This is a genomic window from Nitrosospira sp. Nsp11 (assembly GCF_900142705.1).
Lineage (GTDB): Bacteria > Pseudomonadota > Gammaproteobacteria > Burkholderiales > Nitrosomonadaceae > Nitrosospira.
Genome location: NZ_FRBV01000016.1, coordinates 41,741 through 65,636, shown reverse-complemented (window position 1 = coordinate 65,636; position 23,896 = coordinate 41,741). Strand labels below are relative to the sequence as shown.

General features: G+C 53.5%; 19 protein-coding genes and 1 tRNA gene. 14 read left to right on the top strand and 6 right to left on the bottom strand.

The features are described 5' to 3' along the window. Nucleotides 1-385 precede the first annotated feature (385 nt). From BUA28_RS13810 to BUA28_RS13800, 3 genes are all read left to right on the top strand, one after another. Nucleotides 386-1,168, top strand: coding sequence for a hypothetical protein (locus BUA28_RS13810; RefSeq protein ID WP_072768694.1), 783 nt, complete (start codon nt 386-388; stop codon nt 1,166-1,168). A 230-nt stretch (nt 1,169-1,398) separates the two neighbouring features. Beyond that, entirely contained in the window at nt 1,399-2,937 is a 1,539-nt protein-coding gene (locus BUA28_RS13805; protein WP_072768703.1) for a DEAD/DEAH box helicase, read from the top strand. Nucleotides 2,938-3,016: 79 nt separating this feature from the next. After that, nucleotides 3,017-3,583, top strand: coding sequence for a cob(I)yrinic acid a,c-diamide adenosyltransferase (locus tag BUA28_RS13800; protein WP_072768693.1), 567 nt, complete (start codon nt 3,017-3,019; stop codon nt 3,581-3,583). 2 nt (nt 3,584-3,585) lie between these two features. Here the strand turns inward: BUA28_RS13800 and lspA are convergent, their stop codons facing one another. From lspA to BUA28_RS13785, 3 genes are read right to left on the bottom strand one after another with little or no spacing between them, the layout of a single operon-like run. Next, complete coding sequence (gene lspA / locus BUA28_RS13795) at nt 3,586-4,071, bottom strand: signal peptidase II (RefSeq protein WP_072768692.1); 486 nt, start codon at nt 4,069-4,071, stop codon at nt 3,586-3,588. A 33-nt stretch (nt 4,072-4,104) separates the two neighbouring features. Next, nucleotides 4,105-6,951, bottom strand: coding sequence for an isoleucine--tRNA ligase (gene ileS / locus BUA28_RS13790; RefSeq protein ID WP_072768691.1), 2,847 nt, complete (start codon nt 6,949-6,951; stop codon nt 4,105-4,107). Nucleotides 6,952-6,973: 22 nt separating this feature from the next. After that, a complete protein-coding gene (locus tag BUA28_RS13785) occupies nt 6,974-7,972 on the bottom strand; it encodes a bifunctional riboflavin kinase/FAD synthetase (RefSeq protein ID WP_072768690.1) in 999 nt (332 codons plus the stop codon). 306 nt (nt 7,973-8,278) lie between these two features. Here BUA28_RS13785 and BUA28_RS13780 point away from each other — a divergent pair. The 6 genes from BUA28_RS13780 to BUA28_RS13750 all read left to right on the top strand — a co-directional run bounded on the left by BUA28_RS13780 (nt 8,279) and on the right by BUA28_RS13750 (nt 16,568). Continuing rightward, a tRNA-Phe gene (locus BUA28_RS13780) sits at nt 8,279-8,354 on the top strand. A 220-nt stretch (nt 8,355-8,574) separates the two neighbouring features. Beyond that, nucleotides 8,575-8,898, top strand: coding sequence for a hypothetical protein (locus BUA28_RS13775; RefSeq protein ID WP_072768689.1), 324 nt, complete (start codon nt 8,575-8,577; stop codon nt 8,896-8,898). Between the two features lie 45 nt (nt 8,899-8,943). After that, entirely contained in the window at nt 8,944-9,153 is a 210-nt protein-coding gene (locus tag BUA28_RS15980; protein ID WP_072768688.1) for a hypothetical protein, read from the top strand. A gap of 33 nt (nt 9,154-9,186) precedes the next feature. Then, nucleotides 9,187-9,990 carry a glutamate racemase gene (murI, locus tag BUA28_RS13765; RefSeq protein ID WP_178298058.1) on the top strand — a complete coding sequence of 268 codons (804 nt, stop codon included), beginning with the start codon at nt 9,187-9,189 and terminating at the stop codon, nt 9,988-9,990. Between the two features lie 655 nt (nt 9,991-10,645). Continuing rightward, nucleotides 10,646-15,673 carry a hypothetical protein gene (locus tag BUA28_RS13755; protein WP_083570031.1) on the top strand — a complete coding sequence of 1,676 codons (5,028 nt, stop codon included), beginning with the start codon at nt 10,646-10,648 and terminating at the stop codon, nt 15,671-15,673. Nucleotides 15,674-16,100: 427 nt separating this feature from the next. Beyond that, nucleotides 16,101-16,568 carry an NUDIX hydrolase gene (locus BUA28_RS13750; protein ID WP_072768685.1) on the top strand — a complete coding sequence of 156 codons (468 nt, stop codon included), beginning with the start codon at nt 16,101-16,103 and terminating at the stop codon, nt 16,566-16,568. Nucleotides 16,569-16,739: 171 nt separating this feature from the next. Here the strand turns inward: BUA28_RS13750 and BUA28_RS13745 are convergent, their stop codons facing one another. Beyond that, nucleotides 16,740-16,988: a hypothetical protein gene (locus tag BUA28_RS13745; protein WP_072768684.1), complete on the bottom strand. Its 249-nt coding sequence runs from the start codon at nt 16,986-16,988 to the stop codon at nt 16,740-16,742. Between the two features lie 341 nt (nt 16,989-17,329). Here BUA28_RS13745 and hemA point away from each other — a divergent pair, with 341 nt between their 5' ends. The 4 genes from hemA to grxD all read left to right on the top strand — a co-directional run bounded on the left by hemA (nt 17,330) and on the right by grxD (nt 21,058). After that, nucleotides 17,330-18,583, top strand: a complete 1,254-nt coding sequence (gene hemA / locus BUA28_RS13740) for a glutamyl-tRNA reductase (protein ID WP_072768683.1) — start codon at nt 17,330-17,332, stop codon at nt 18,581-18,583. Next, nucleotides 18,580-19,656 (top strand): peptide chain release factor 1, encoded by a 1,077-nt coding sequence (prfA, locus tag BUA28_RS13735; RefSeq protein ID WP_072768682.1) that lies wholly within the window; start codon nt 18,580-18,582, stop codon nt 19,654-19,656. The genes hemA and prfA overlap by 4 nt, the downstream gene beginning before the upstream one ends. A 123-nt stretch (nt 19,657-19,779) precedes the next feature. Then, nucleotides 19,780-20,613 carry a peptide chain release factor N(5)-glutamine methyltransferase gene (gene prmC / locus BUA28_RS13730; RefSeq protein WP_072768681.1) on the top strand — a complete coding sequence of 278 codons (834 nt, stop codon included), beginning with the start codon at nt 19,780-19,782 and terminating at the stop codon, nt 20,611-20,613. A 127-nt stretch (nt 20,614-20,740) separates the two neighbouring features. Next, nucleotides 20,741-21,058, top strand: a complete 318-nt coding sequence (grxD, locus tag BUA28_RS13725) for a Grx4 family monothiol glutaredoxin (RefSeq protein ID WP_072768680.1) — start codon at nt 20,741-20,743, stop codon at nt 21,056-21,058. A gap of 109 nt (nt 21,059-21,167) precedes the next feature. On the opposite strand, the gene BUA28_RS13720 is transcribed toward grxD, so the two are convergent. Next, nucleotides 21,168-21,590, bottom strand: coding sequence for a YqaA family protein (locus BUA28_RS13720; protein ID WP_072768679.1), 423 nt, complete (start codon nt 21,588-21,590; stop codon nt 21,168-21,170). Between the two features lie 518 nt (nt 21,591-22,108). Here BUA28_RS13720 and BUA28_RS13715 point away from each other — a divergent pair. Beyond that, nucleotides 22,109-22,852: a 4-aminobenzoate synthase gene (locus BUA28_RS13715; protein WP_072768678.1), complete on the top strand. Its 744-nt coding sequence runs from the start codon at nt 22,109-22,111 to the stop codon at nt 22,850-22,852. 112 nt (nt 22,853-22,964) lie between these two features. Here BUA28_RS13715 and BUA28_RS13710 read toward each other — a convergent pair whose 3' ends face one another. Then, complete coding sequence (locus tag BUA28_RS13710; RefSeq protein ID WP_256598335.1) at nt 22,965-23,894, bottom strand: LysR family transcriptional regulator; 930 nt, start codon at nt 23,892-23,894, stop codon at nt 22,965-22,967. Between the last annotated feature and the right edge of the window lie 2 nt (nt 23,895-23,896).

The following is a 23,896-nucleotide window of genomic DNA, read 5'->3' as shown; positions in this document are numbered from 1 at the left end:
CCCCCGAGACCGACCTGAACGAGAGCAAGAAGCAGGGCAAACTGGTCCTCAAGCCCGAGAAAAAGGATGAGGACGACGAGGAGGAGGATGAGGAGGAGTGAGTAAGCCGGATCGCTTCGGCTACAGCACTTGACACACCTCATCTATTCACCCGAACCGCTGCTTCCCGTATTCACGCGGGAGCAGCGGTTTTAATTACATCAAGCAATCATCCCGCTATTTCCACATGCCAACACGGAAATTCGATGGAAGGGTCCGATCCCATCTCTGGAGTGGATGTGCAATAATCTGATTGCTCGTCCTCGATTTAAAAACTTCAAAAGAAAATCCCCGGTCCTGAACCAGATCAATACCAAGCCAGGACATTTATCCGAGTAAGTAAAGAATGCTACGCAATTTCCCCCTACCGAATACGAACTCTCCCCACCGGATACGCGATTATTTCATCGCGACCCTTACATTCGTATGCGTGGCGATCAGCTTGAACCTGGATGCCAGCGGGAGCATGGAACAACAAAGAAACATGGGCCTTATCGCCTGGACATTCTTGTTCGGCTTGCTATTGGGAGAAAATAAGGAAGTACGGATGCAGGTCATCATAGCGGTTGCATTTGCTACGCTTGGTGAACACTTCGCCTCCATCTATATGCAAGGCTACACTTATCGGTTTGGCAATGTGCCAGCCTACGTTCCACCCGGTCACGGTATGGTGTACTTGACGGCTGTCGCACTTGCCCGCTCCGGTTTCTTCCTGACCCACGCGCGCAAGATAGCGATGTTTGTGGTATTGACCTGTGGCGCGTGGTCAATCTGGGGAATCAGCGGCTATCCCTCGCAGGGTGATCAAGTCGGTGCACTACTGTTTTGTGTTTTTCTGATCTACCTGTTCAAAGGCCGCTCGCCTATGGTTTATCTGGCCGCCTTCTTTATCACTACCTGGCTGGAACTGATCGGTACGGCAGTGGGAACCTGGAGATGGGCAACGATAGAACCCGTTCTCGGGTTATCGCAGGGAAATCCGCCTAGCGGCGTGGCAGCTTGGTATTGCCTCGTCGATGCCGTGGCAATCGGTGCCGCGCCCGCCTTATTGAATGGATTCAAAAAGAGCGGCGAGTGGTTTAAAACAGAGAAGCCCAAAAATATCCAGCAAGGCGCGAGAAATGATTAGATGAATTTTTTAAGTTTCGATGAGTCCAACCTAAGGTTATCTAGCAATGCCTTATCTGGTGATGCCCTACGGTTACCAGGTGAAGCATCCGGTAAAGCCAGAATCCCGGAGACTCTGGGCAACACCAAAATCTTTTGTCATTACTTTTTTTTGTATTCAACCTTCTTTTTTAAACTATTCCATCTGGACTATCCTAGTAGCGATTGCCGGGTGGGCAAGCAATAATGGATATGTCGTTCGCTCAACTCAACCTATCGCCCGAAATTCTACGCGCCATAGCCGATCAAGGCTACACTGAACCTACACCAATTCAAGCTCAGGCCATCCCGCTCATACTCGAGGGGAAGGATATCATGGGAGCGGCCCAGACAGGCACTGGTAAAACCGCAGGCTTTACGTTGCCCATGCTGAGCCGGTTGCAACCTGGCGCCAGCGCCAGCGCCTCGCCTGCAAGGCATCCGATTCGTTCGCTGATCCTGGTGCCCACGCGTGAATTGGCCGTTCAGGTGTACGAAAGCGTAAAAACCTATGGTAAATATCTGCCTCTCAGGTGTGCCGTCGTTTACGGGGGCATGGATATGCAACCCCAGACGAAAGATTTGCGCGCTGGCGTGGAAATTCTCGTTGCCACGCCCGGTCGCCTATTGGATCATATCCAGCAGAAGACAATGAGCCTGTCGAAGGTCGAGATCCTGATACTGGATGAAGCCGACCGCATGCTGGATATGGGTTTCCTGCCCGATATCAAGCGCATCCTGGCGTTGCTGCCGCAGCAGCGTCAAAGTCTGATGTTCTCGGCAACTTTCTCCGAAGAGATCAAGAAGCTTGCAAACACTCTTTTGAGAGATCCGGAATTGATCGAGGTAGCCAGGCGCAATTCCATTGCAGAACTGATAACTCATGTGGTGCACCCAGTGTCCAGAACGCGCAAGCGCGAGTTGCTGGCCCACCTTATCGAATCGGCAGACTTGAAACAGGTTCTGGTATTCGTCCGCACCAAGCACGGCGCCAGCCGTCTGGCGGAGCAATTGGAAAGGGATGGAATCACTGCGACAGCAATTCACGGCGACAAGACTCAGCCGCAACGCACCCAGGCACTGGCAGAATTCAAAGAAGGCATAGTTCGCGTATTGGTGGCGACCGACGTTGCCGCGCGCGGGCTGGACATCGAAGATCTGCCGCATGTGGTCAACTTCGAATTGCCCACGACGCCCGAGGACTATATTCATCGGATTGGCCGTACAGGCCGCGCGGGCACAAAAGGAGACGCTATTTCACTAGTTTGTGAGGATGAGACCGAGCTGGTCCAGGGTATCGAGAAGCTCCTCAAATTCAAGCTCAACTCCACGGTCGTCGCGGGATTCGAGCCAGATGCCCACGGCCATTCTGTAGAATCCGCGGAATCTGAAGGTAGACATCGCGCACCAGATCGCAACAAATCGACGCGGCCAGAACAGAGAAACGCTATCAAACGCTCTGATCGGCCTGATGACGCGCACTCCGCATTGCATCCGCGAAATGGCAAAGACATCAAGCGCCCCAGAGACCACGCCGGCCCGCAGCGGCGAGGCTCCACAACGCCCGAAGACCCATTATTCAGCCAACCTTATATACCTAGCACGACTGCGGCCCAGCACGCCGATAACCCTGAAGCGGCGTCTTCTTCGCGGAACAAACAACCGGATCATTCGCCCCACAGACAGCAGGATAAGCGCCTGGCTGCGCTATTCAGGCCGCGATCACCGAGCAAGCCCGAGCAAGACCAGTAGTCACGCCATGCTGCCGCTCCTCGCGTCCGTTCCCATCCGCCGAAATCCTATCAGTGCTTATTAGCAGATGACCTGAAGCATGGCAAAACGCCTGACAAAAATCTATACCCGCACCGGCGACGATGGCACAACCGGACTAGGTGACGGCACGCGATCCATTAAGGATGATTTGCGTATCGAGGCTATCGGCACCGTCGACGAACTCAACAGTTTTATGGGTGTTTTGCTCGCAGAAAATCTTGAGGAGGAAGTGCGCAACAACCTGGAAGACATCCAGCATGACCTGTTCGATCTGGGCGGCGATCTGAGTATTCCTGGACGCGTAACGATGAGCGAAGCGCAAGTCAGCCGTCTGGAAAAACAACTTGATGACTACAATGCCCCATTGACTGCGCTGAAGGAGTTCATACTCCCCGGTGGAACCCGGGCCGCTTCTTTATGTCACGTCGCACGCGCCGTCTGCCGCCGCGCCGAGAGATGCGTGGTAAGGCTATACAGAGCCGAAACAGCGGTGACATACCATGTACGCTATCTCAACCGCTTATCCGATTTTTTATTCGTGCTATGCCGCGTATTGAACCGCCAGAACGGCGTGGAAGATGTGATGTGGCAGCCCCGGAAAAACTTCGGCCCCAATATTCTGTAGCATTATCCTCCGCTTTTTCCCGCGTCCAGTTCCTTATGGCGAAAACTTTCGATCACCATTAAAACTGCACCGATAAAGATTGCGGAATCCGCCACGTTAAACGCGGGCCAATGATTGCCGCCTACATGAAAATCCAGGAAATCGACCACATGACCCAAGGTGATCCGATCCCACAAATTACCGAGCGCGCCTCCGAGTATCAGGCTTAGCGCGATACAGAAAAGCCGGTCGGCCGCATGTTTACGTAGCAGGTAAATGATCAGCAGCGAAGCGACCGCCGAAATGCCGGTAAAAAACCAACGTTGCCAACCACCGGCATCACTGAGAAAACTGAACGCCGCCCCCGCGTTATAAGTTAACACCAAATTAAAAAAGTCCGTCAGCGGAATCTGCTGTCCGTGAACCAGCGCGGACTCCACCCAATGCTTGGTCGCCAGGTCCAGCACCAGCACGATCAGTGCCAGAATCAAGCTAAGCTGCAGCTTCATCGTACCCGGCGCGCCATGATAAGCGCAGCATGCTCAGGCATAATGTCGTATCTCCCCTGACCCATATAGATTTGATACGCATCGGCCGCATATCGTCGGATGGTCGGCATCAATGCCAACATCCGCACGATAATGCCAGCAGCGTTCGCATTTCGGGTGAACACATGGGGTGACCGAAATTTCCTCTTTCCCCGCATTCTCCTCTGCACGCATCACCCGCGCCGCGGATGTGACGAATATCAGCCGCATATCGTCGCCGAGCGAATCAAGCAACGCGAAATCATCCCCAGCGGCATGAATTTCAACCTCGGCAGCAAGCGACGAACCAATCTTCCCCTGGCCACGCGAATCTTCCAGCCGCCCTTGCACTTGAGAGCGCAGTTCGCGAATCCTGGCCCAGCGCTGCATCAATACGCTTTCATCGCGCTGCAAAGGAAACTCATGCCATGTATACAGCAGCACGCTGTCCCCACTGTCCTGCATATCGCCTGCCAGATGGCTCCAGACCTCTTCCGCAGTAAAACTGAGGATAGGCGCAAACAAGCGCACCAAGCTATGCGCAATATGGTAAAGCGCACTTTGGGCCGAACGGCGCGGGATACCCTTGGCAGCTGCGGTATAAAGCCGATCCTTGAGAATGTCCAGGTAGAAGCCACCCAAATCTTCCGAGCAGAAATTATGCAGACGATGTACGATCAGGTGAAAATCATAGTTCCGATAACTTTCGGTCAGGTCATCCTGAAGTTTGCGTGTGAACGCCAGCATATAGCGATCTATCTCCAGCCATTGCTCTACCGCCACCGTGTCGACGGCCGGGTCGAAATCAGCCAGATTCGCAAGAAGAAAACGCAACGTATTGCGTATGCGCCGATAGCTTTCCACCACCCGCTTCAAAATCTCATCGGATATCGACAGCTCGCCGGAATAATCGGTAGAAGCCACCCAAAGGCGAAGAATATCCGCTCCTGAGGTATCCATTATTTTCTGTGGCGCAATGACATTTCCTTTCGACTTGCTCATCTTGCGGCCATGGCCATCCACCACAAAACCATGCGTGAGCAATGCATCGTAAGGTGCGCGGCCGTTGACGGCGCAACCGGTCAAGAGGGAGGATTGAAACCAGCCGCGGTGTTGGTCGGAGCCCTCCAGATAAAGGTCGGCAGGGTAACCGAGTTGAGCATTTTGCTTGAGTACCGTTTCATGCGTCGTGCCCGAATCGAACCACACGTCCAGCGTATCCGTCAGTTTCCTGTATTTCTGCGCGTCTTCACCCAGCAGTTCCGCAGCATCCAGGCTAAACCATGCTTCGATTCCCTCTCGCTCCACGCGCTGCGCCACCTGCTCCAATAACTCATCCGTGCGGGGATGAAGTTCATCGGTTTCCTTATTAACGAAAAGCGCCATCGGCACACCCCAGGTGCGCTGGCGCGAAACACACCAGTCGGGCCGATTCTTCACCATCGCATCCAAACGAGCACGGCCCCAGGACGGGTAAAACGCCGTCGCTTCAACCGCAGCCATGGCCGATTCCCGCAACGTCTGATACGTCCGGCCAGCCCCATCCTGATCCGTATCGCCCACCCGTTTATCCATGGCAATAAACCACTGGGGCGTTGCGCGGAAGATAATAGGGGTTCTGTGCCGCCAGCAGTGCGGGTAACTGTGCTGAAGTTTATCGGCCTTCAATAAAAGACCGTTTTTCTCCAGCACCTCGATCACCACATCATTGGCCTTCCATACGGAAAGCCCGCCGACAAGGGGCACATTCTCAAAAAATCGCCCATCACCGCCAACCGGATTCTCAACCGGCAAGCCATATTTTTGGCCCACAACATAATCATCGACGCCATGTGCCGGAGCCGTGTGCACCGCACCCGTCCCGGCTTCCATCGTGACATGTTCTCCCAGGATTATCGGAACCTGTCGTGGATAAAATGGATGCTGTAGCAGCATATTTTCAAGTTCGGCCCCGGTACACCTTCCGGCAATGCTGACTCCATTTCTATCCATACCGTAGCGTCCGAGCGCACTATCCATCAAAGCCTCGGCAATAAGTAAACACTCACTACCGACATCGGCCACAACGTAAGATTCGTCAGGGTTCAGGCTCACCGCTTGATTAGCGGGCAACGTCCAGGGCGTTGTCGTCCAGATCACCACATACACTTGTTTAGCAGCTAAATTCGCTGGAGCAGAATCATGCGAACCCAAAACCTTTTTCCAGAATTGTTCGGTATCGATCACCCTGAATTTCACATCGATCGCCGAAGACGTCTTGTCTTCATATTCCACTTCCGCTTCCGCCAGCGCGGAGCCGCAGTCCATGCACCAGTTAACGGGTTTTTGTCCCTGATAGACGTATCCCCGGCGATGGACTTTTCCGAATGCGCGGATAATGCCCGCCTCGGTGCTGTAGTTCATGGTGAGATAAGGGTGGTCCCATTCCGCCAGCACGCCTAGCCGGATAAAATCCGCTTTCTGTCGCGCAACCTGCTGTGCTGCAAAATCACGGCATAGCTCACGCACCTTATCCGCAGGCAAATTCTTGCCGTATTTTTTTTCCACCTGATGCTCGATCGGCAAGCCGTGGCAATCCCAGCCCGGCACATAAGGCGCATCGAAGCCAGCAAGCGTCTTTGACTTGATAATAATGTCCTTGAGGATCTTGTTCACCGCATGGCCAATATGTATATCGCCGTTGGCATAAGGCGGGCCGTCGTGCAGCACGAATTTGGGGCGGCCTCTGGAAACATCCCGGATCTTCTGGTAAAGATTCTTTTCCTGCCATGCCTTGAGCATCACAGGCTCACGCCTGGCGAGGTCGCCGCGCATGGGGAAAGGCGTATCAGGCAAGTTCAGCGTTTTTTTATAGTCGGTCATATCATCTGGAATATAGCGGATATCAGTTCGATCTGTGCAGCAGGCTTCTTGTGGCGGCAGAAGATGCCGAGGACGCTGAGCTAAAGTAGTCTCTGGCATTCTCTACATCCCGTCCAATCTGCGTAGTAAGCGTAATAAGGTCAGGATATTTTTCTTCATCCCGGAGCTTATGAAGAAAACGCACGCGCAAGTGGCAGCCGTATATTTCCTGAGCGAAATCGAAAAGGTGAACTTCCAGCACCGGCTTGCCATGCTCATGCACTGTCGGGCGTACGCCCAGGCTGGCTACCCCCCGAATTGAATCTGGAGAGAATAAACCCGCTGTTCCCTTGGTTTTCATCTCGACTTCGACCGCGAAAATTCCCGACAGCGGGGGCCGGTTATGCTTGAACTCGATGTTGGCAGTGGGGAACCCGATCTGCCTGCCGAGCTTCGCGCCACTCACCACCCGACCGCTGATGCTATAAGGCCGCCCCAGCAGCCGCTTCACAAAGTTCAGGTCGCCCGCAGCCAATGCGCCTCGAACCGCCGTGCTCGAAACTCTTACACCATCCACGACATAGCCCGGCATTTCTTCCACTTCAAAACCACACCGCGCGGAAAATTCCCTGAGCATGGCAAAATCCCCGGCCCGGCGGGCGCCAAAGCGAAAGTCGTCGCCTACCAGCATCCAGCGCACGGCAAGGCTTTGTTGCAAAATACCGACAATAAATTCTTCCGCGCTGATTCTCGCAAAATCGAAATCGAAGCGGCACACCTGCACTCGTTCCACGCCTGCTGCCGCCAGCAACTCCAGTTTTTCCCGCAGGCTCGTGAGTCGGGTAGGGGCCTTGTCCGGCGCAAAGAATTCGCGCGGGTGTGGCTCGAAGATCATCACGCAAGACGTCAGGCCGAGCCTCGCGGCAGCTTCCTTCAAACGGGCAAGCATAGCCTGATGGCCTAGGTGCACCCCATCAAAATTGCCTATGGTGAGCGCAACAGGCGCTTCTGCCTGAGCGGGAATGCCGCGAGAAACACGCATGGCTTGCGACTGCTAAAACGCTGAATTGTAGCTCGTTTCGGGTGGGTCTAGACAGTGGATTTTTGAATAATGAGTCCGTACCGCTTTGGTAGGATGGGTGGAGTAAAGCGCAACCCATCATTCGGTTTTAAACTTCATCAGATATTCATCGCTGCTCTGCCCTTTTTAAGCCCAGTTTTGAGACCACCGTGCCAATTGACGCGTGTTCCAATGAGTTATACGCTGTGCTAGAATTGCGCACTTCTAAAAACCTATACTGTGCGAATTTCCCGTGGAATCCGCGTCGTATTTGAATATGTTTCAAATGGCCAAGTAGCTCAGTCGGTAGAGCAGAGGACTGAAAATCCTTGTGTCGGTGGTTCGATTCCGCCCTTGGCCACCACCTAATCAGAGGATTAGCTTAACCGCTAATCCTTTTTTATATTGTGGGGCCGCCTAAGTAGCAACTTGGCGGCAACTCTGCAAAAAAAACGATGCGAAATACAGTGAAGGTCATTAGCGATCACGGCTAGCACGGCGTTACTCTGCTAAATATAAATGTTATTTCTCCGTTATCCTTGATGGAACCACCGGATCCATACTGGTAATTCAAGGGAGGTCTGGTGGCAAAAGCGACAACGGAAAACAACGGCTCCAGCGCCGACAAGCTGCGCAACAACATGGACCGGTGGGTACAAACACGTTGTCCCCTTAATCTTTTCTTCCTCGAGTACATCTCCGATGCGTTCGAGAATCAATCGAGTCCGACCCTGTTGATTCTCATGATTGATACGGTACGCCTGAATAATGATCTTTTGCAACAGTGGGAGCGTGATTGCTTCTTATTCCAGGAAACGCGTAATCCTGTCACGAATCACATGCAAATGCTCGCCATAAAGCGTTGGTTGAGTATGCCACGGCACTCAATGAATCACATTCAGGGTTAGAATCGGCGGCTTCTGAATTATTGCATTGTTTACGAAGCAATCCTTATGGCCATCCAATTAGCGCAGCTAAATATTAACGCGCATGCGCGACAGGCACATTTTCAATGTGGGATGACTGATCTCGGCGGCTTGCTCGAGCAAGTTGATATGTCTGCCATTCCAGACCCAGACGACAAACTCAACGAGTGTGAGTATTTTCTTAACCTTGCCTCTAGGGGTACCCCTCGCGCCCGCCGCCGTGGCAGGTTGGTATAGAGGATTGGCAGAAGCGAGGAGCTGATTTCCATAGTGTCAGAAATATTTTCCCCCGTAGCTGTATTCGATTCCGGTATCGGAGGATTAAGCGTTCTTCAGGCGCTGAAAAAGCGTTACCCGCAAGAATCTTATGTCTATCTAGGAGATACGGCTCGTCTTCCGTATGGAACCAAAAGTCCTGAAACCGTGCAGCGTTATAGCCAAAGCTTGTGCAGAATTCTGCTGAACTATAATCCAAAAGCTATCGTGATCGCCTGCAATACCGCTTCGACTCATGCGCTGGATGTGGTGCGCGCGCTGGCGGCTCCGCTGCCAGTGATCGGCATGATTGAGCCAGCTGCGGCAGCGGCGGTTCAGGCAACAAGGAATCAGCATATCGGCGTTATCGCTACCTTCGGCACGATCCAGAGCGGAATATATGAAAAGAAACTTAAAAAAATCAATCCTCATATAAAAGTATCGTCCCAAGCCTGTCAGATGCTGGTTGCTCTTGCGGAAGAGGGTTGGTCTTCAGGTCCGATTGCCACAGCTACAATCCGCCAGTATCTTGATCCCATATTCGACACAGCCGAGGCTCCGGACACATTGATTATGGGGTGCACTCATTTTCCTGTTTTTGAAGCTCTCTTCCAGGACATTCTTGGACCATCTGTCACTCTCATCAACAGCGGTAAAGCGGCTGCCAGGCAACTTTCGGGAATTACGGGAACAGGGGGTCAAATTAAAATACTGGCAACTGACGATCCTGTGCGCTTTGCTGTCAATGCTTCCAAATTCTTCGATAAAAGATTGGTGGCTGCCGATATAGAACTGGTCGATGTGACCGCGGCATTTTAGCACCAAGATTCGACATTCCGATGATTCATAAACAGGACGTCCAGATCATCTGAATTGATAATACGATATTCCCCGGCATAATCCGGCGGATCTGACGATAACACCCTTTCTGCAGGGGATGGGTATCGTGGTTCAACCATCAACGCCTGCTCGAACCCATCGGTTATATTCCACCGGTTGAGGCCGAGGAAAATTATTATCGGCAGCAGGCAGAAAAAGCCACGGTAGAGGTCTAACTTAAACCAACCAGCCTCCATGAAAGCCGAGGCGGTTCAAACCTTATCGCCGTATCAATCCGGCACAGGTGGACTTTATTGATAAGTTGGTCGAAAAACTGATGTGTTAGCTCCCGCACCTGCCAGAGCTGATACTGCTCCCATTATCAAATCATTCATACCTGACGTTCGAGATCCCAGCTAGGGAATCCCTCTTGCCTCGTTTTTCCGGCAATCATACTTAATAGCAAGACGATTCATCGCTCTGCTGTTTCGTTCAATTAATGCCGCTTCATCCAACCCTTGAGAAAGGGTAAGCCGCTTAACTCGAAGTCAGCGAAACGTCGAACACCAGCCAAATGTGCCCGTATTTCTCGGTTTAGAAGCGCGAGCGGCGCGTATATCCTTGGCTAGCCCAACAGTTAACCAAGGACACGCAAATGATCGATTCAGACTTCAGCATCGGCTTCTCCACCAATCTAGTCAATGGCCTCAACCCCAAGTGGCAGCCGCAGGCGGACCTGCTGAACATTCTCTACCCCACTGAACAACAGGCGATGACCTTGAGGCCGATCCAGCCGATAGCGCAGCTTGGCAGGTGGACGCATCCGGTCATCACGCTGCATGAAAATGCACTGGACCTGCTGGATGAATTGATCCCGTACCGGATCGTCAATCCTTCCAGCGATATTGACGCTCCATCGTTCGGCGCGGGCGCCTTGCTGGGCGGCGCAATGGGCAGCCAGCCTTCGTTGGAGATGCTGTCGAAAACCATAGGTGTCGACCTGACCCGGACGGATCTACGATATGCACTGGTTAAATTGGAGAGAGTGGATGGCGCCGATAATCACGCTTCGGCGGTTGGAGGCATTCTGGTGCATGCGCGGCCACGGCAGCCTGATCCGGAATATGGACTGAGTGCCGAATTCACTTCGACGTCGACCAAACTGCGCCATGCGGGCCGCAGCCGTCTCCAGGACTACGGCGATCAGTTGAACAAGGACGACGCCAACAAGGTGCTGGATTCTTTCCGCGAATTCGGCACCCATTATGTTTCGGCCGTGGAACTGGGCGACACCATCCAGCAGGTATTTGCGTATCTACCGGAACAGTTTGCCAAACTCAAGCTGGCCTACGCGGATGGCAGCAACCCGCTATCCGGGCCGGGATCGCAAAATTTCGTCCAATTCACTACCGACCGGGCTACCGGCATCTTCGGTTATGTGGAACAGTATGGTGGCGTCATTTGCCTGAGCAATTCGACCATCTTCAACTCCACGCTGCATGACGGCGATTGGCGGGATACGCTGTGGTCGCACAAGAACAGCGTGTTTTCCCTCTTCAATGTCAACTCCCGGTTATCGCTTGTCAACCTGCAGCAGGAATTTACCGAACAGGCGGTGGTAGCCGTTCACCTCGCCAGCCTGAGCGTGATGATAGAACAGAAACGGGGACTGATCTGGCAGCGAATCTTCAAGGGTGCGATGGCGCAGAAATACCGTACCACGATTCAGCCGAACTTTTCCATTTACGATCAGCGCGATTTCGTGCGCATGCTGCCGCAGGATACTGCCGGCATCACCTCTTTTATCGCTACGCCCACGGTCAACGTCTATAAGGCGCGGCTGGATCTTGCGGATGTGCAGCTCGTCGCAGCCGGAGAAGTGCAGGATTTCGTCCTGTTCACGAATGTGCTATCCGCCGGCGCCAACACGACCATACAGGTCCCCGGAAAAAAGGTGCATCTGTTCGGCCAGGTACTGGACATGCGCGTGCAGGGCCAGCCCAGATCAATCAGCCTCGCTGACGAGGCGTTCGACTCGTTGCAGTTGGGGTGCGATGAATTCCTCGGCGCGCTGGCAATTCAGAGTCGCTCCGGCTCCCGCTATAGCGTGATTGTGGATGGGCTCAGGTTCGGCCTGGATGGAAGCGGGCCAGCCGCGATGCCATTTATTGCAGACGATGTTCGCACAGTGCTGCCGGCAGACACGATCCCGCTCCTGACAGACAGCCTGCAGTTTTCAATGACATTCGCCGAAGCGGTGATTAGCGATCAATCTACTCATGCAAATAGCTGCATTCAGCAATTTGTACGCAATTACCTGGCATGGGTAGCGGAAATGCTGCCCGCAGGTGGGAGCGCAGGCGGGAGCGAGGAAGTAATTGCGTTGCGCGTGCGTGCGATGGACTTGGCCAACTACGCGACCAACCCGGAATACGGGAGCTTTGTTCCCATCCTGCCATATAAGGATTACGAACAATACGTGCAAAGCATTCTGAGCTATCTCGACCGGATACAGCTGCAGGTTGCGCAGAACGAACAGCGCATGGCCAACCGGCGCCAACAGGAACTGGCGATCGACGTGGCCAAAACGCTCAACCAGAACATCATCGCGTCGGGCGAGCTGATCAGCGGGGTAATCGAAGCCAATACCGCGCAGCAAAAAGACCTGGAAGGATTTTACGATTCGATAATCGTCCAGGGTAAGGCGGAAGCGGAGCAGCAGCAGACCAAGATCAACAACCTGAACGCATCGCTGTTCCTAGCCAGGGGCGACGTGGACTTGGCTGTGCAGAAATATAAATCTGCCGTGCAGCAATGGGAGACCATGGAAGCGATCAAGTTCGGGCTGGAAGTCGCCACCAACCTGTTCAGCCTCGGCACCAGTATCGCCATTCCTGCCTCATCCATCTCTGCCGTCAAAGACCTTGGCCTTGCCGTACAAAGGATCCAGAAGACCTTCAATGTCTTGAACGCGATGTCCAAGCTGTATACCGGCATCAGTACCGGTGCCAAAGGATTGGAAAACGCGCAGCGCGCGCTCGACGATCTGGATGGCGCACAATTTGGTAATCCCTCGATGCTATCCTGGGATGAAATGTCGATCCAGTTCAATCAGATCATGGCGTCCGGCCCGGATATCAAGCCGGAAAAAGCAAGTCTGCAAGCGGCTTTTGCGACCATGGTGCTGCGCGGCAAAGCAGTGGCGGGCGCGGAGTCCTCGCTGCACGCACTGCAGCGGGACATTTATACCAACCAGAAACAAAAAGAGATCAACAGCCGCCAGGCAGCGCGGCTGGAGGCGTTGCAGCAGAAGTTGCATCCCGCCAAGGTCCAGGATCTCGACCGGTCGGCTATTGATCTGGTGGCGCTGACCGGCCATCTGACGTTCATCCAGAACCAGATGCTCACCATCCTCGCCAAGGCGTTCCTGATGCAGGATCTGGCGCTCCAGTACGCCAATCTCCAGCCGGCCACGCCGGTGCTGGCGTTCAGCCTGCTGAAATTCAGTGCTGCCGTGGTTCAGCAACAGGCCACTACGCTGGAAGCCAAATCCCTGCTGGCTCATTATCAGGCCGGCAGAACGAAGCCAATCGAATATGTCATCGAAGGCGTGAAGCCGGAAGAGCTGGTTGGCGGCAATGTTTTCCGCAGTACGATTTTTCTCGACGCGCCGGAATTCTATCAATATGTCAACGCACGAATAATTTCTGTGGTTGCGGTAGTGGAAGGCATTAAATCCACCGCCAGCGGGACCTATCTGCTTCGTCTTGCCTATAACGGCACACCATTTCACGACCGCAATCTTCATCGCGATCCCCTGGCGTTTCGCACCCCCTGGCGCGAGCGGATTTACAGCTACAACGCACAGGACAACTCGCCGAACTTCTCCGATGGCGGCGAATCCTGGTCCGAGGGCGTCAGCCGCGTCACTCCTTTCTCTACCTGGGAAATCTCGCTGCCGAACACGAGCACGAACAAGGGCCTGAGCTTCGCGCGGGAAAGCCTGACAATACGGTTGTCCTTCGTGCTGGAGGCAAGAATTGCCGACCCGCTGAAGATCATGCAGGAGCGTGCCGCCTATCGGCTGCTCGCATTTGCCCAGCCGCGCCAATTGCCCGGATTATTGACCGCAAGCGACGTGCTTCTGGCCACTGACGCCAACTTGCCGTCCACCGAGACGCTGCTGGCCCAAATGAATGCACAGGGCAGTTGCACCAATGGCTGGGACGTGGTGTTCAACATGGATCTGAAAGGAATCAACAGTGCGCTGCTGGATCAATACGAAACGCTGAAAAAAGATACCGTCTACAAGAACCGTATTACCGTCAACACTTCGGAAAAATATCCTGGCGGCGTTACCGTGATCAACCGCTTCACGATCGATTACGGTTATCCACTATTGAACTTCAGCATCAATAACAACAATTCAGCCACACTGAAAATGGAAATACTGAGCGGCTCGGTAGAGCGCTGCTCTCAGGTGGGTTCGTTTCCTGAACAATGCGATATGCCGCAATCCATCACCGGCGAAACCCTCACGGCAGTGATTCAGCTGGCAAAGGTGGCAGGTACAGTCAAGATCGATAACGTTAATCACAACGTCCTGAAAGTGCAGTTGGACATGAAGGAAGGCGCGTTCTCCATCAGCAACATCGACCTGAGCGATGCCACCAAGGTGGAATTCAACAAGGCGGTTAAGGAGTATTTCGTCAGCAACCCCGTCATCTACCTAATCAATCAACTCGACCTGACTGCGATTCCGACGCTGGATGCGCTAAAGCCCAGCGATTTCATTTTCAAGCCGCTTCAGACGCCAGCCAGCAACCAGATGCTGCAGCTGTTCATCATGACCGGGGGCCGGGCAGTGCTGAATTATTCGCAGGCATTCCTGAACAATATTCCGGAACCGCTGCCGCAAGGCCAGAGCAACAGCATGATGGTGCGCTCCGAGTTGATATTCAAGGAGGTCCTGCCGCAAAGCCTGCGAAACAACGGCTGGTCGCTGCAGGGCGTGAATCCGGGCAGCACCACCAAAGCCTGGTCGGGCAAGTTTACCGGCGCGAGTGTCATTGGAACCGTAGATTTGAGCAAGCTCAATCACACCTCATCGAACGGTGGCGGACGAGGCGGCGGCTCATTTACCGAGTACACTTATTCGATCCCGGGAGGCAAAGATGTGTCGTGGTCTCTGGTGGATACCACCATCAGGGCGCAGCCTAACGGGCAAATGTATTACAGCGGTAGCCGCGGGCAATCTCTTCAATATAATCAACATTCCTGCACAACGGTCTACCCCTGCTTTGGGAATTGCACCCGCTGCAGAGATTCCATGCTTGCGACCGACGTAACGATCGAGGTGAGGGCTTCACTGCCGTTGGGCGTAGGTGGCAACGGGCGCAACCAGACTATTGAGATCAAGACTACCAGCCAGGGCGTAGCTGTTAGCGGCCACCTGTCCGGAGGGGGTCCCAGTGGTTCCGACGACCTGGCGGCGCAAGTCAATCAGCAGATCCAGAGTCAGGTGCCGCAGCAGATCGTGCAAAAACTGTCGATCCAGTTTGAGGCGGTTTCGGTGTTTGCGTTGAAGAATCTGCTGTTTCCCGCGAATAACTACATCACATTCAGTAGCTGCGGGGTGCCGGGCGACCTGATCCTGCTGGGTAATTTCAATTCCACGAAGTGATGGAGTAAAGCAGGGACGAACTGTCCGGTGCCGACCCGCCTGTCGGTGGTGTGGCAGCCAGTTATACTGGCTGCTTCTATGCCGGATTGCATCGAGCGACTTAAGCGGCAGTTCTGCAAGAAGAGACCGGTACGAAATAATATGAAGGTCACTAGGATTCACATTGGCACAGAGTTACGTCGTAAATAAAATATAAGCACTTCGGTGTAAGGGCGGATGAATCTCTGCATGATTGGCTGAGATCGACCAGGCTACCATCCTATCTGATGGGCCCGTGCCTTGTCATCGCTCAATGGATTGGCGAGCGCCACCTGTGCCGGAACCTTTAAGGAACGTCCCCTCATGCGAATAAGCAGATAAGCACATCGGTTGAATCTCGAAACGTATTTTTGGCACTAAAACGACAAGCTGAGCATTAGAGGCACATATGCCTAAAACAAGCGCCGGCATCCTACCCTATCGCAGCCGCGACGGCCGATTGGAGGTTTTGCTTGTCCATCCCGGGGGACCCTTCTGGGCGAAGAAGGACCTCGGGTCCTGGTCGATAGCAAAGGGCGAGTATGAGGAAGGCGAAGACCCCCTTCAGGCCGCGTTACGAGAATTTCTGGAAGAAACTGGGCACCAGCCAGTCGGCCCGTTTTTGCCGCTTGCGCAGCGAAAGCAACCTGGTGGGAAACTTATTGATGCATGGGCAACCGAGAGTGATTGGGATTCTTCCAAACCCGTGTCGAATACCTTCAGCATGGAGTGGCCAAAAGGATCTGGGCGAATTCAGGCGTTTCCGGAGGTAGATCGCGCTGAGTGGTTCGAAATATCGGAAGCCGCACGGCGCATTCTTCCGGGGCAGCGCAGCTTCCTTGACGAGTTGTACGAAAAACTCTCGACAAGTTCATGAACAACTACCCATCCTGAACGCTTAATTTCATGTCGTTGCCGCTGGAAGAATCTGCTATTCCCTGGGAAACGAATACAGCTAATATCTTGTTTAGCAACTCTGCGAGCGGACTGGCCCAAGTGGGCCATTTGATTTCGGCAAGATTAATTTCGGCAAGATGACAGAGAAAAATTAACCCACCGATAATACGGCAGGTTCATTATCGGCAGTAGAAATTCGATAGGAATGGAAGCCGAGGGGAGCCAGACCTACACAAGGCCCAGCCTGGCTGGCCCAGTACACCTTGGATTCAGGCCACCCGATGAGCGATTCTTCATGCACGTAAGGCACCAGGCAATTATCCGACGCATTGAAAATCGCGTAAGACTTCCGCTCTATATAGCCTTCCTTGGTTCGCACATAGGGAATATATTTAGCCATTTGCCAATCTCCGATAATAATGATTCACAGTTCGATTGTACCGAAGACTTGTTACAGGACTTATAAGCATATCTTCTAAGCTTTGCGGTTTTATCGAAAATACCTTTGCACTACCTCTCGTCGCTTAGGGTCCGCGTCCCAGATTAGATTGATTCCGTTATCCACTTCATAGCTGCGATAATGCACACTTAACCACGAGCATATCAACCCAACCTTGACATTCATCAACCCTGCTATTTTTCTGTAAACCTGAAACTCTTCTAAGCGATGGTATTCAAATGCTTGTAATACTATAATCAGCAAATTTTCAATTTCGTCACCGGTTACTCACATTGTCTTCCATGCAGTTATTTGCCTTTGGCATTAACCATCAAACCGCGCCGCTGGACGTGCGCGAGCAGGTTTCTTTTCCGGAAGATGCCATGGAGCATGCCTTGCACGACCTGGTGGCTCATCATCCGGTGAGAGAGGCGGCAATCGTTTCGACCTGCAATCGTACCGAGGTTTATTGCAGTACCGAAAAGCCGGAGGAAGCCACGCACTGGCTGGCGAATTTTCATCATTTGCAGACGCGGGAACTGGAGCCGTATCTCTACAAGCTGCCCCGCGAAAAGGCCGTGAAGCACGCATTTCGCGTAGCCAGCGGACTGGATTCCATGGTGCTGGGCGAGCCGCAGATACTCGGACAGTTAAAAAATGCGGTGAAATCCGCTGAGCACGCCGGCACACTTGGCATGCTGTTGCACAAACTGTTCCAGCGCACGTTTTTTGTCGCCAAGGAGGTTCGCAGTTCCACCGAGATTGGCGCGAACTCGGTTTCCATGGCTGCGGCCGCCACGCGATTGGCGGAACGAATTTTTGGTGACATTAGCGAGCAGCGCGTGTTGTTTATCGGCGCGGGTGAAATGATCGAGCTATGCGCCAGTCATTTTGCCGCACGCCATCCGAAGCGCATCACTGTCGCCAATCGTACCAGCGAGCGCGCACAAGCGCTGGCTCACCGCTTCAATGCGCAGGTCATTGCGTTGAATGAGCTTCCTGAACAGTTGGCGCTGCACGACATTGTGGTGACCTGCACCGCGAGCACCTTGCCTATACTCGGCAAGGGCATGCTGGAGCGTGCGATAAAAGCCCGCAAGCATCGTCCGATTTTCGTGGTGGACCTGGCCGTGCCGCGAGACGTCGAGCCGGAAGTGGCGGAACTGGATGATATATTTCTCTACTCCGTGGACGATCTTGCCGATATCGTCAAGGAAGGATTGGATTCCCGCCTGGGCGCGGTAGCGCAGGCCGAGGCGATTATCGATTCAAATGTGGTCAATTTCATGCACTGGCTGGAGTCGCGTGAACTGGTGCCCACCATACGTGCGTTGCGTGACCAGGCCGAACGGTACCGGCGCCATGAAATGGAGCGGGCGACGAAGCTCCTGGCCAAGGGCGAAGACCCGCAAAAAATATTGGAATCCTTGAGTAATGGCCTGACCAATAAATTTTTGCACCTGCCTTCCTATGCACTCAATCACGCCGCAGCCGACGAGCGTGACGATCTGGTCGATCTGATCAATCGTCTGTACCATCTCCACCGTCCAGAATGAACAAAAGCATGACTGCCAAGCTCACGCAGCTCAGCGTGCGCCTGGAGGAGCTGAATCGCCTGCTGAGCAGCGAAACGATCGTCTCCAATCTGGATAACTATCGCAAGCTGACGCGGGAACGCGCGGAGATTGCGCCAGTTGTCGAGCTTTATGACGCTTATCTGCAAAGTGAGCGCGATATCCACACGGCCCAGGGAATGTGCGGCGATGCGGATATGCGCGAGTTTGCCGATGCCGAAATACGTGACGGCAAAGAGAAGCTCATGCGATTTGGCGCGGAATTGCAGAAGCAGTTGCTGCCTAAAGATCCCAACGATGAGCGCAATATTTTTCTCGAAATCCGTGCCGGAACGGGTGGAGACGAATCCGCATTATTCGCCGGCGATTTGTTCCGGATGTATGCACGCTTCGCCGAACGCCAACGCTGGCAGGTCGAGATAATCTCGCAAAGTCCGTCCGAAGCCGGCGGTTATAAGGAGATCATTGCCAAGATCATCGGGAATGGCGCCTACTCCAAGCTCAAATTTGAATCGGGCGGCCATCGGGTCCAGCGTGTTCCCGCTACCGAGACCCAAGGCCGTATTCACACTTCCGCCTGTACCGTTGCGGTCATGCCCGAGGCGGACGAGGTCATGGAGGTCGCCCTGAACCCGGCTGAATTACGGATCGATACTTACCGCGCTTCCGGCGCGGGCGGTCAGCATATCAACAAGACCGACTCCGCGGTGCGCGTCACGCATCTGCCGACAGGCATCGTGGTCGAGTGCCAGGATGGCCGCTCGCAACATAAAAACAAGGCGCAGGCAATGAGCGTCCTCGCCGCGCGAATTCGCGACAAGCAGATGCGGGAACAACAGGACAAGCAGGCTGCTACGCGCAAGTCGCTGATCGGTAGCGGTGATCGTTCAGGGCGTATTCGTACCTATAATTTTCCTCAGGGACGAATAACCGACCACCGTATCAACCTCACGCTCTACAAGATCGACCAGATCATGGATGGCGATTTAAGCGACCTGTGCTCTGCGCTAATGTCCGAACATCAGGCGGAGCAATTGGCGGCGATGGGGGAGTAGGGCGATACATTTTTTTGTTTCCCCTATTTTCCTCAATTGCTACCCCTTGTTTCCTCCGGTTCTATCTGTCTGTATCGCGGATAGACCGCAACGCCAAGGCATAGTTTGAGGTTGATTCCACCCATGCAGCTGATCACTATTCGGGATGCGCTACAGCAATGGGGCCGCGACATCGACGATATCGATGCGCGTATTCTGCTGCAACACGTGCTCGATGTCAGCCACGCTCACCTCATTGCTCACGCCGAGCAGGCGCTTGATTCGAAACAGGCACAATCCTTTCGTCTGCTGGCGGAACGGCGTGCTCGAGGGGAACCCGTTGCATATCTCATAGGCAAACGAGAATTCTACAGCCTGGGTTTTACAGTCACTCCGGCAGTTCTCATTCCTCGCCCTGAAACGGAATTACTGGTGGATCTGGCGCTGGCGCGAATTCCGCTGGACCTTCCCTGGAAAATTCTTGATCTTGGCACCGGCAGCGGCGCTATCGCGCTAGCCATAGCAAAACACCGCCCCCTGGCTAACATCGTGGCAGTAGATTTCTCCGCGGATGCCCTGGCGGTTGCTAAAATAAATGCCTGCAAGCTCGATGTCAATAATGTGCGCTTCATCGAAGCTGACTGGTTCGCCGACTTTAACGGTGAAAGATTCAACCTCATCGTGTCTAACCCCCCTTATATTGCAGATGGCGACCCACATCTCACTCAAGGCGATCTGCGCTTTGAACCCCACCTGGCGCTCGCGGCAGAGGGCGAAGGCCTGGATTGCATCCGCTCGATCATCGCTGCCGCGCCCGCTCACCTGGCCGTAGGTGGAGCGCTATTGATGGAACATGGCTATGATCAGGCGGAAGCTTGCAGGCGATTATTGAGCGAAGCGGGTTTCGTAAGGATATTTTCCCGTCCCGATCTCGCGGGCATCCTGCGAGTCAGTGGTGGAGCTCCTGATATTGCATAAAGCCACGGGTTACTGATTATGGAAACGGGGATATATTGACCGGACGAATCAAATCGCTTGTAAACGACCCGGGTTTCCCCTAAGCTAATTTACGGTTTGTTTTTTAAAAGGAAAAGAAGGAGTCGATATGAATACACAAGAAGTCATCAAGCAGCAAGTCACCACGCATCCCGTTGTGCTATATATGAAGGGCACGCCCGATGCCCCTCAATGCGGTTTTTCCGCCCACGCTGTCAAGATTCTCCATACCTGCGGCGTCAATGATATTTTCGCGGTGGATGTGCTTGCCGAACCCCAAATAAGGCAGGGTATCAAGGAATATTCAAACTGGCCGACCATTCCCCAACTCTACGTAAACGGCGAATTCGTGGGCGGCTCCGATATCGTTGGCGAAATGTACCAGAGCGGCGAATTGCAGAAGTTGCTTCAGGGTAAAAAAGATTGAGTTAAATTGGAGGATTTGATTCAATGGAACAATGAGCCGGCGATAAGCGATAGCCGGCTTTTTGTTGGGTATTGTGCATGTCAAAGTGCACAATTGGCGAGTGATCAGGTCATGCGGTAATCGCTGCCGCGATTGCCCAGTAACGCGCGAACTTTCCGGCCGCCATGAACAGCATGGCCAATATCCAGTTAACTCGAAGCCAACCGGCGGCGACACACAGCAGGTCGCCGATTATCGGCACCCACGCCAGCAGTAGCACCGGGCTGCCATGAGTACGTACCCACTGCAGGGCCCGCATGCTACCCCCGGAGTTTTTCAGGAGCGTTTTTTCATCGGGCAAAAATAGCCCGATCGCGTAGGAACTCATGCCTCCCAGGGTGTTGCCCAGCGAGGCGACACTCAAGGCAGACCAATATAGTTCCGGGTAACCTGTTAAAACGCCAAATAATACCGCTTCTGAACCGCCAGGGAGCAAGGTGGCAGCAAGAAAACTGCTGATGAATAAGGCGAACAGACTTGATTGCTCATCCATAACAGTTTCTAAAAAATAGAGCTCCGGTAGCTAAAAATTTGAGAATAATTCTCATGCAGGCGCGAAAGCCGCACACATTGGCATGGGTGGTGGGATGGAACGCGCAACGGACAAGGGGCGGCAACGCGCGGGCGATTCCTCGGGCATGAGTCTGATTGATGTCTCATAAGCGGTTTAACGGTGCATTGCAATGTTCGCTGTGCTGCACGCGTTGGTGCTGCTATTATCCTGGCAGGGCGCAAAGGACCTCTGCCGTTCGCTGGGGCGCGTTTCGTGTCTCTGTCGCCCCGCTGGGGCGTGCTTCGTATTCGTAGCACGCCGATTTTAACAGCTTAGCTGCCAAATAAGGGTTCCACGGATGTGCTCGGGGTTTCTTGATATATCGCAGGAGGACGTGTGCGGATAGTTTTTGCAATAAATTTAAATCGTCCGTTAATCAATCACCAAAATTTGACTTAACGGTATTATCTGAGTGATGATAGGCTGCTAATTATCCACTCCCTTTCAAGAGGAAAATCATGACGACCACCGTATCTCTCAAGCAAAAGATCGATTCCATCATTAACGCCAAGCACCTGCTCAAGCATCCTTTTTATGTGGCCTGGACAGAAGGCAAGCTCTCCAAGGAGCAATTGCGCGGGTACGCAGAACAATATTTTCATAACGTACTGGCCGAGCCGACGTATCTGAGCGCGGTACATTTCAATACGCCGCATTTTCACAGTGAAGCAAATAGTGGTGACATCAGCGTCCGCCAGGAAGTGCTGAAAAACCTGATCAGCGAAGAGCATGGAGAAAAAAACCATCCCGCTCTATGGAAGAATTTTGCGCTGGCCCTGGGTTCGAGCGACAAGGACCTGGCTCGTGCGACGGCTTTGCCGGACACGGCCAGGCTGGTATCGACATTCCGCGACATCTGCCTGAACCAGCCGTTTTATGCAGGTTTGGCCGCAATGCACGCTTTTGAATCCCAGGTGCCGTCAATCGCTGCCGTAAAAATTGACGGGCTGGTTAAATTTTATGGAATGGATGATCCGGACAGTTACGAATTCTTTTCGGTACACCAGGAAGCCGACGTATATCACTCACAAGCTGAATGGACCTTGATTGAACGCTTTGCTGATACTGAGGAGAAACAGGCTGAGGTAGTGGCAGCAACTATCCGTGCGTGCGATGCGCTTTGGGGTTTTCTCGATGGCGTGTATGAGAATTATTGTTCCGACCTGGCCTGCGAAGACAGGACCGTCGTTACCTTGCATTAACTCCCTGCACTGGTCACTGGTGAGCAGACAACAGTTCGTTTGCTCACCAGCGGATTCATACCCATTGCAACTTCTTCTCCCTATCTTCCCGTTTTTGCCGATCGGCATTCATTCAATCCACCGGCACAATTCCATCCAGCGTAGCGAAACAGGTATTCTTCGCGGTTACCAGAAAATCACGTAAATAGGGGCGGGAAGCGGTTTCCGTAAGTGTGGACGCATATAGGTCGCTCCATAATCCGTGCGCGCCAATACGGCGGGCAATAACATAGTCATGGTCGACGTAGCTTTTGATTCCCCAGCTGGGTAAGGCGGCAACGCCGCGCCGGCTGGCTACCAGTTGCAGGATAGCCACGGTGAGTTCCGCCGTGCGCCGTTGCGGCTGGATACCGGCGGGCTTCAGCACGTTGAGAATCAGGTCGATACGATCTTCCGGTACCGGATAGGTAATAAGGGTTTCAGCGGCGAAGTCCATCGCTTTCAGTACCCGTTTCGTCCGTAAGGGGTGCTCCGGCGCCAGTACCGCCAGAATCTCGAAGCTGAATAGCGGATGATGGATAATGCCGCGCCGCCGCTTATGCTCAGATCCAATCACCACATCCGCGCCGCCTTCCTCCAGGAGTTTGATGGGATCACTGTGAAATCCGGATACCAGATCCAGCTCCACCTCCGGCCAGTGCTGGCGAAAAGCATCCATGAGCGGCATCAACCAATCGAAACAGGTGTGGCATTCCAGCGCGATGCGCAAACTGCCTGTTGCCTGCTGCGACATGATTGCGAGACTTCGTTCGGTTGCCTGGATGTCCTCCAGGACTTTTCCCGCGAGTGAAACCAGATGCTTGCCGGCATCGGTGAGTTCGACGGTTTGCCCGCGCCGCTGTACTATCGATAGTCCATAATGAGTCTGCAACGCCTTGATCTGATGTGATAACGCGGATTGGGTAAGGTGTACGCGCTTGGCAGCGCGTGAAACACTTCCTGTCTCGTGCAACGCTGCGAGCGTGCGAAGGTGGCGTAATTCAAGAATGGATACAAGTGACATAG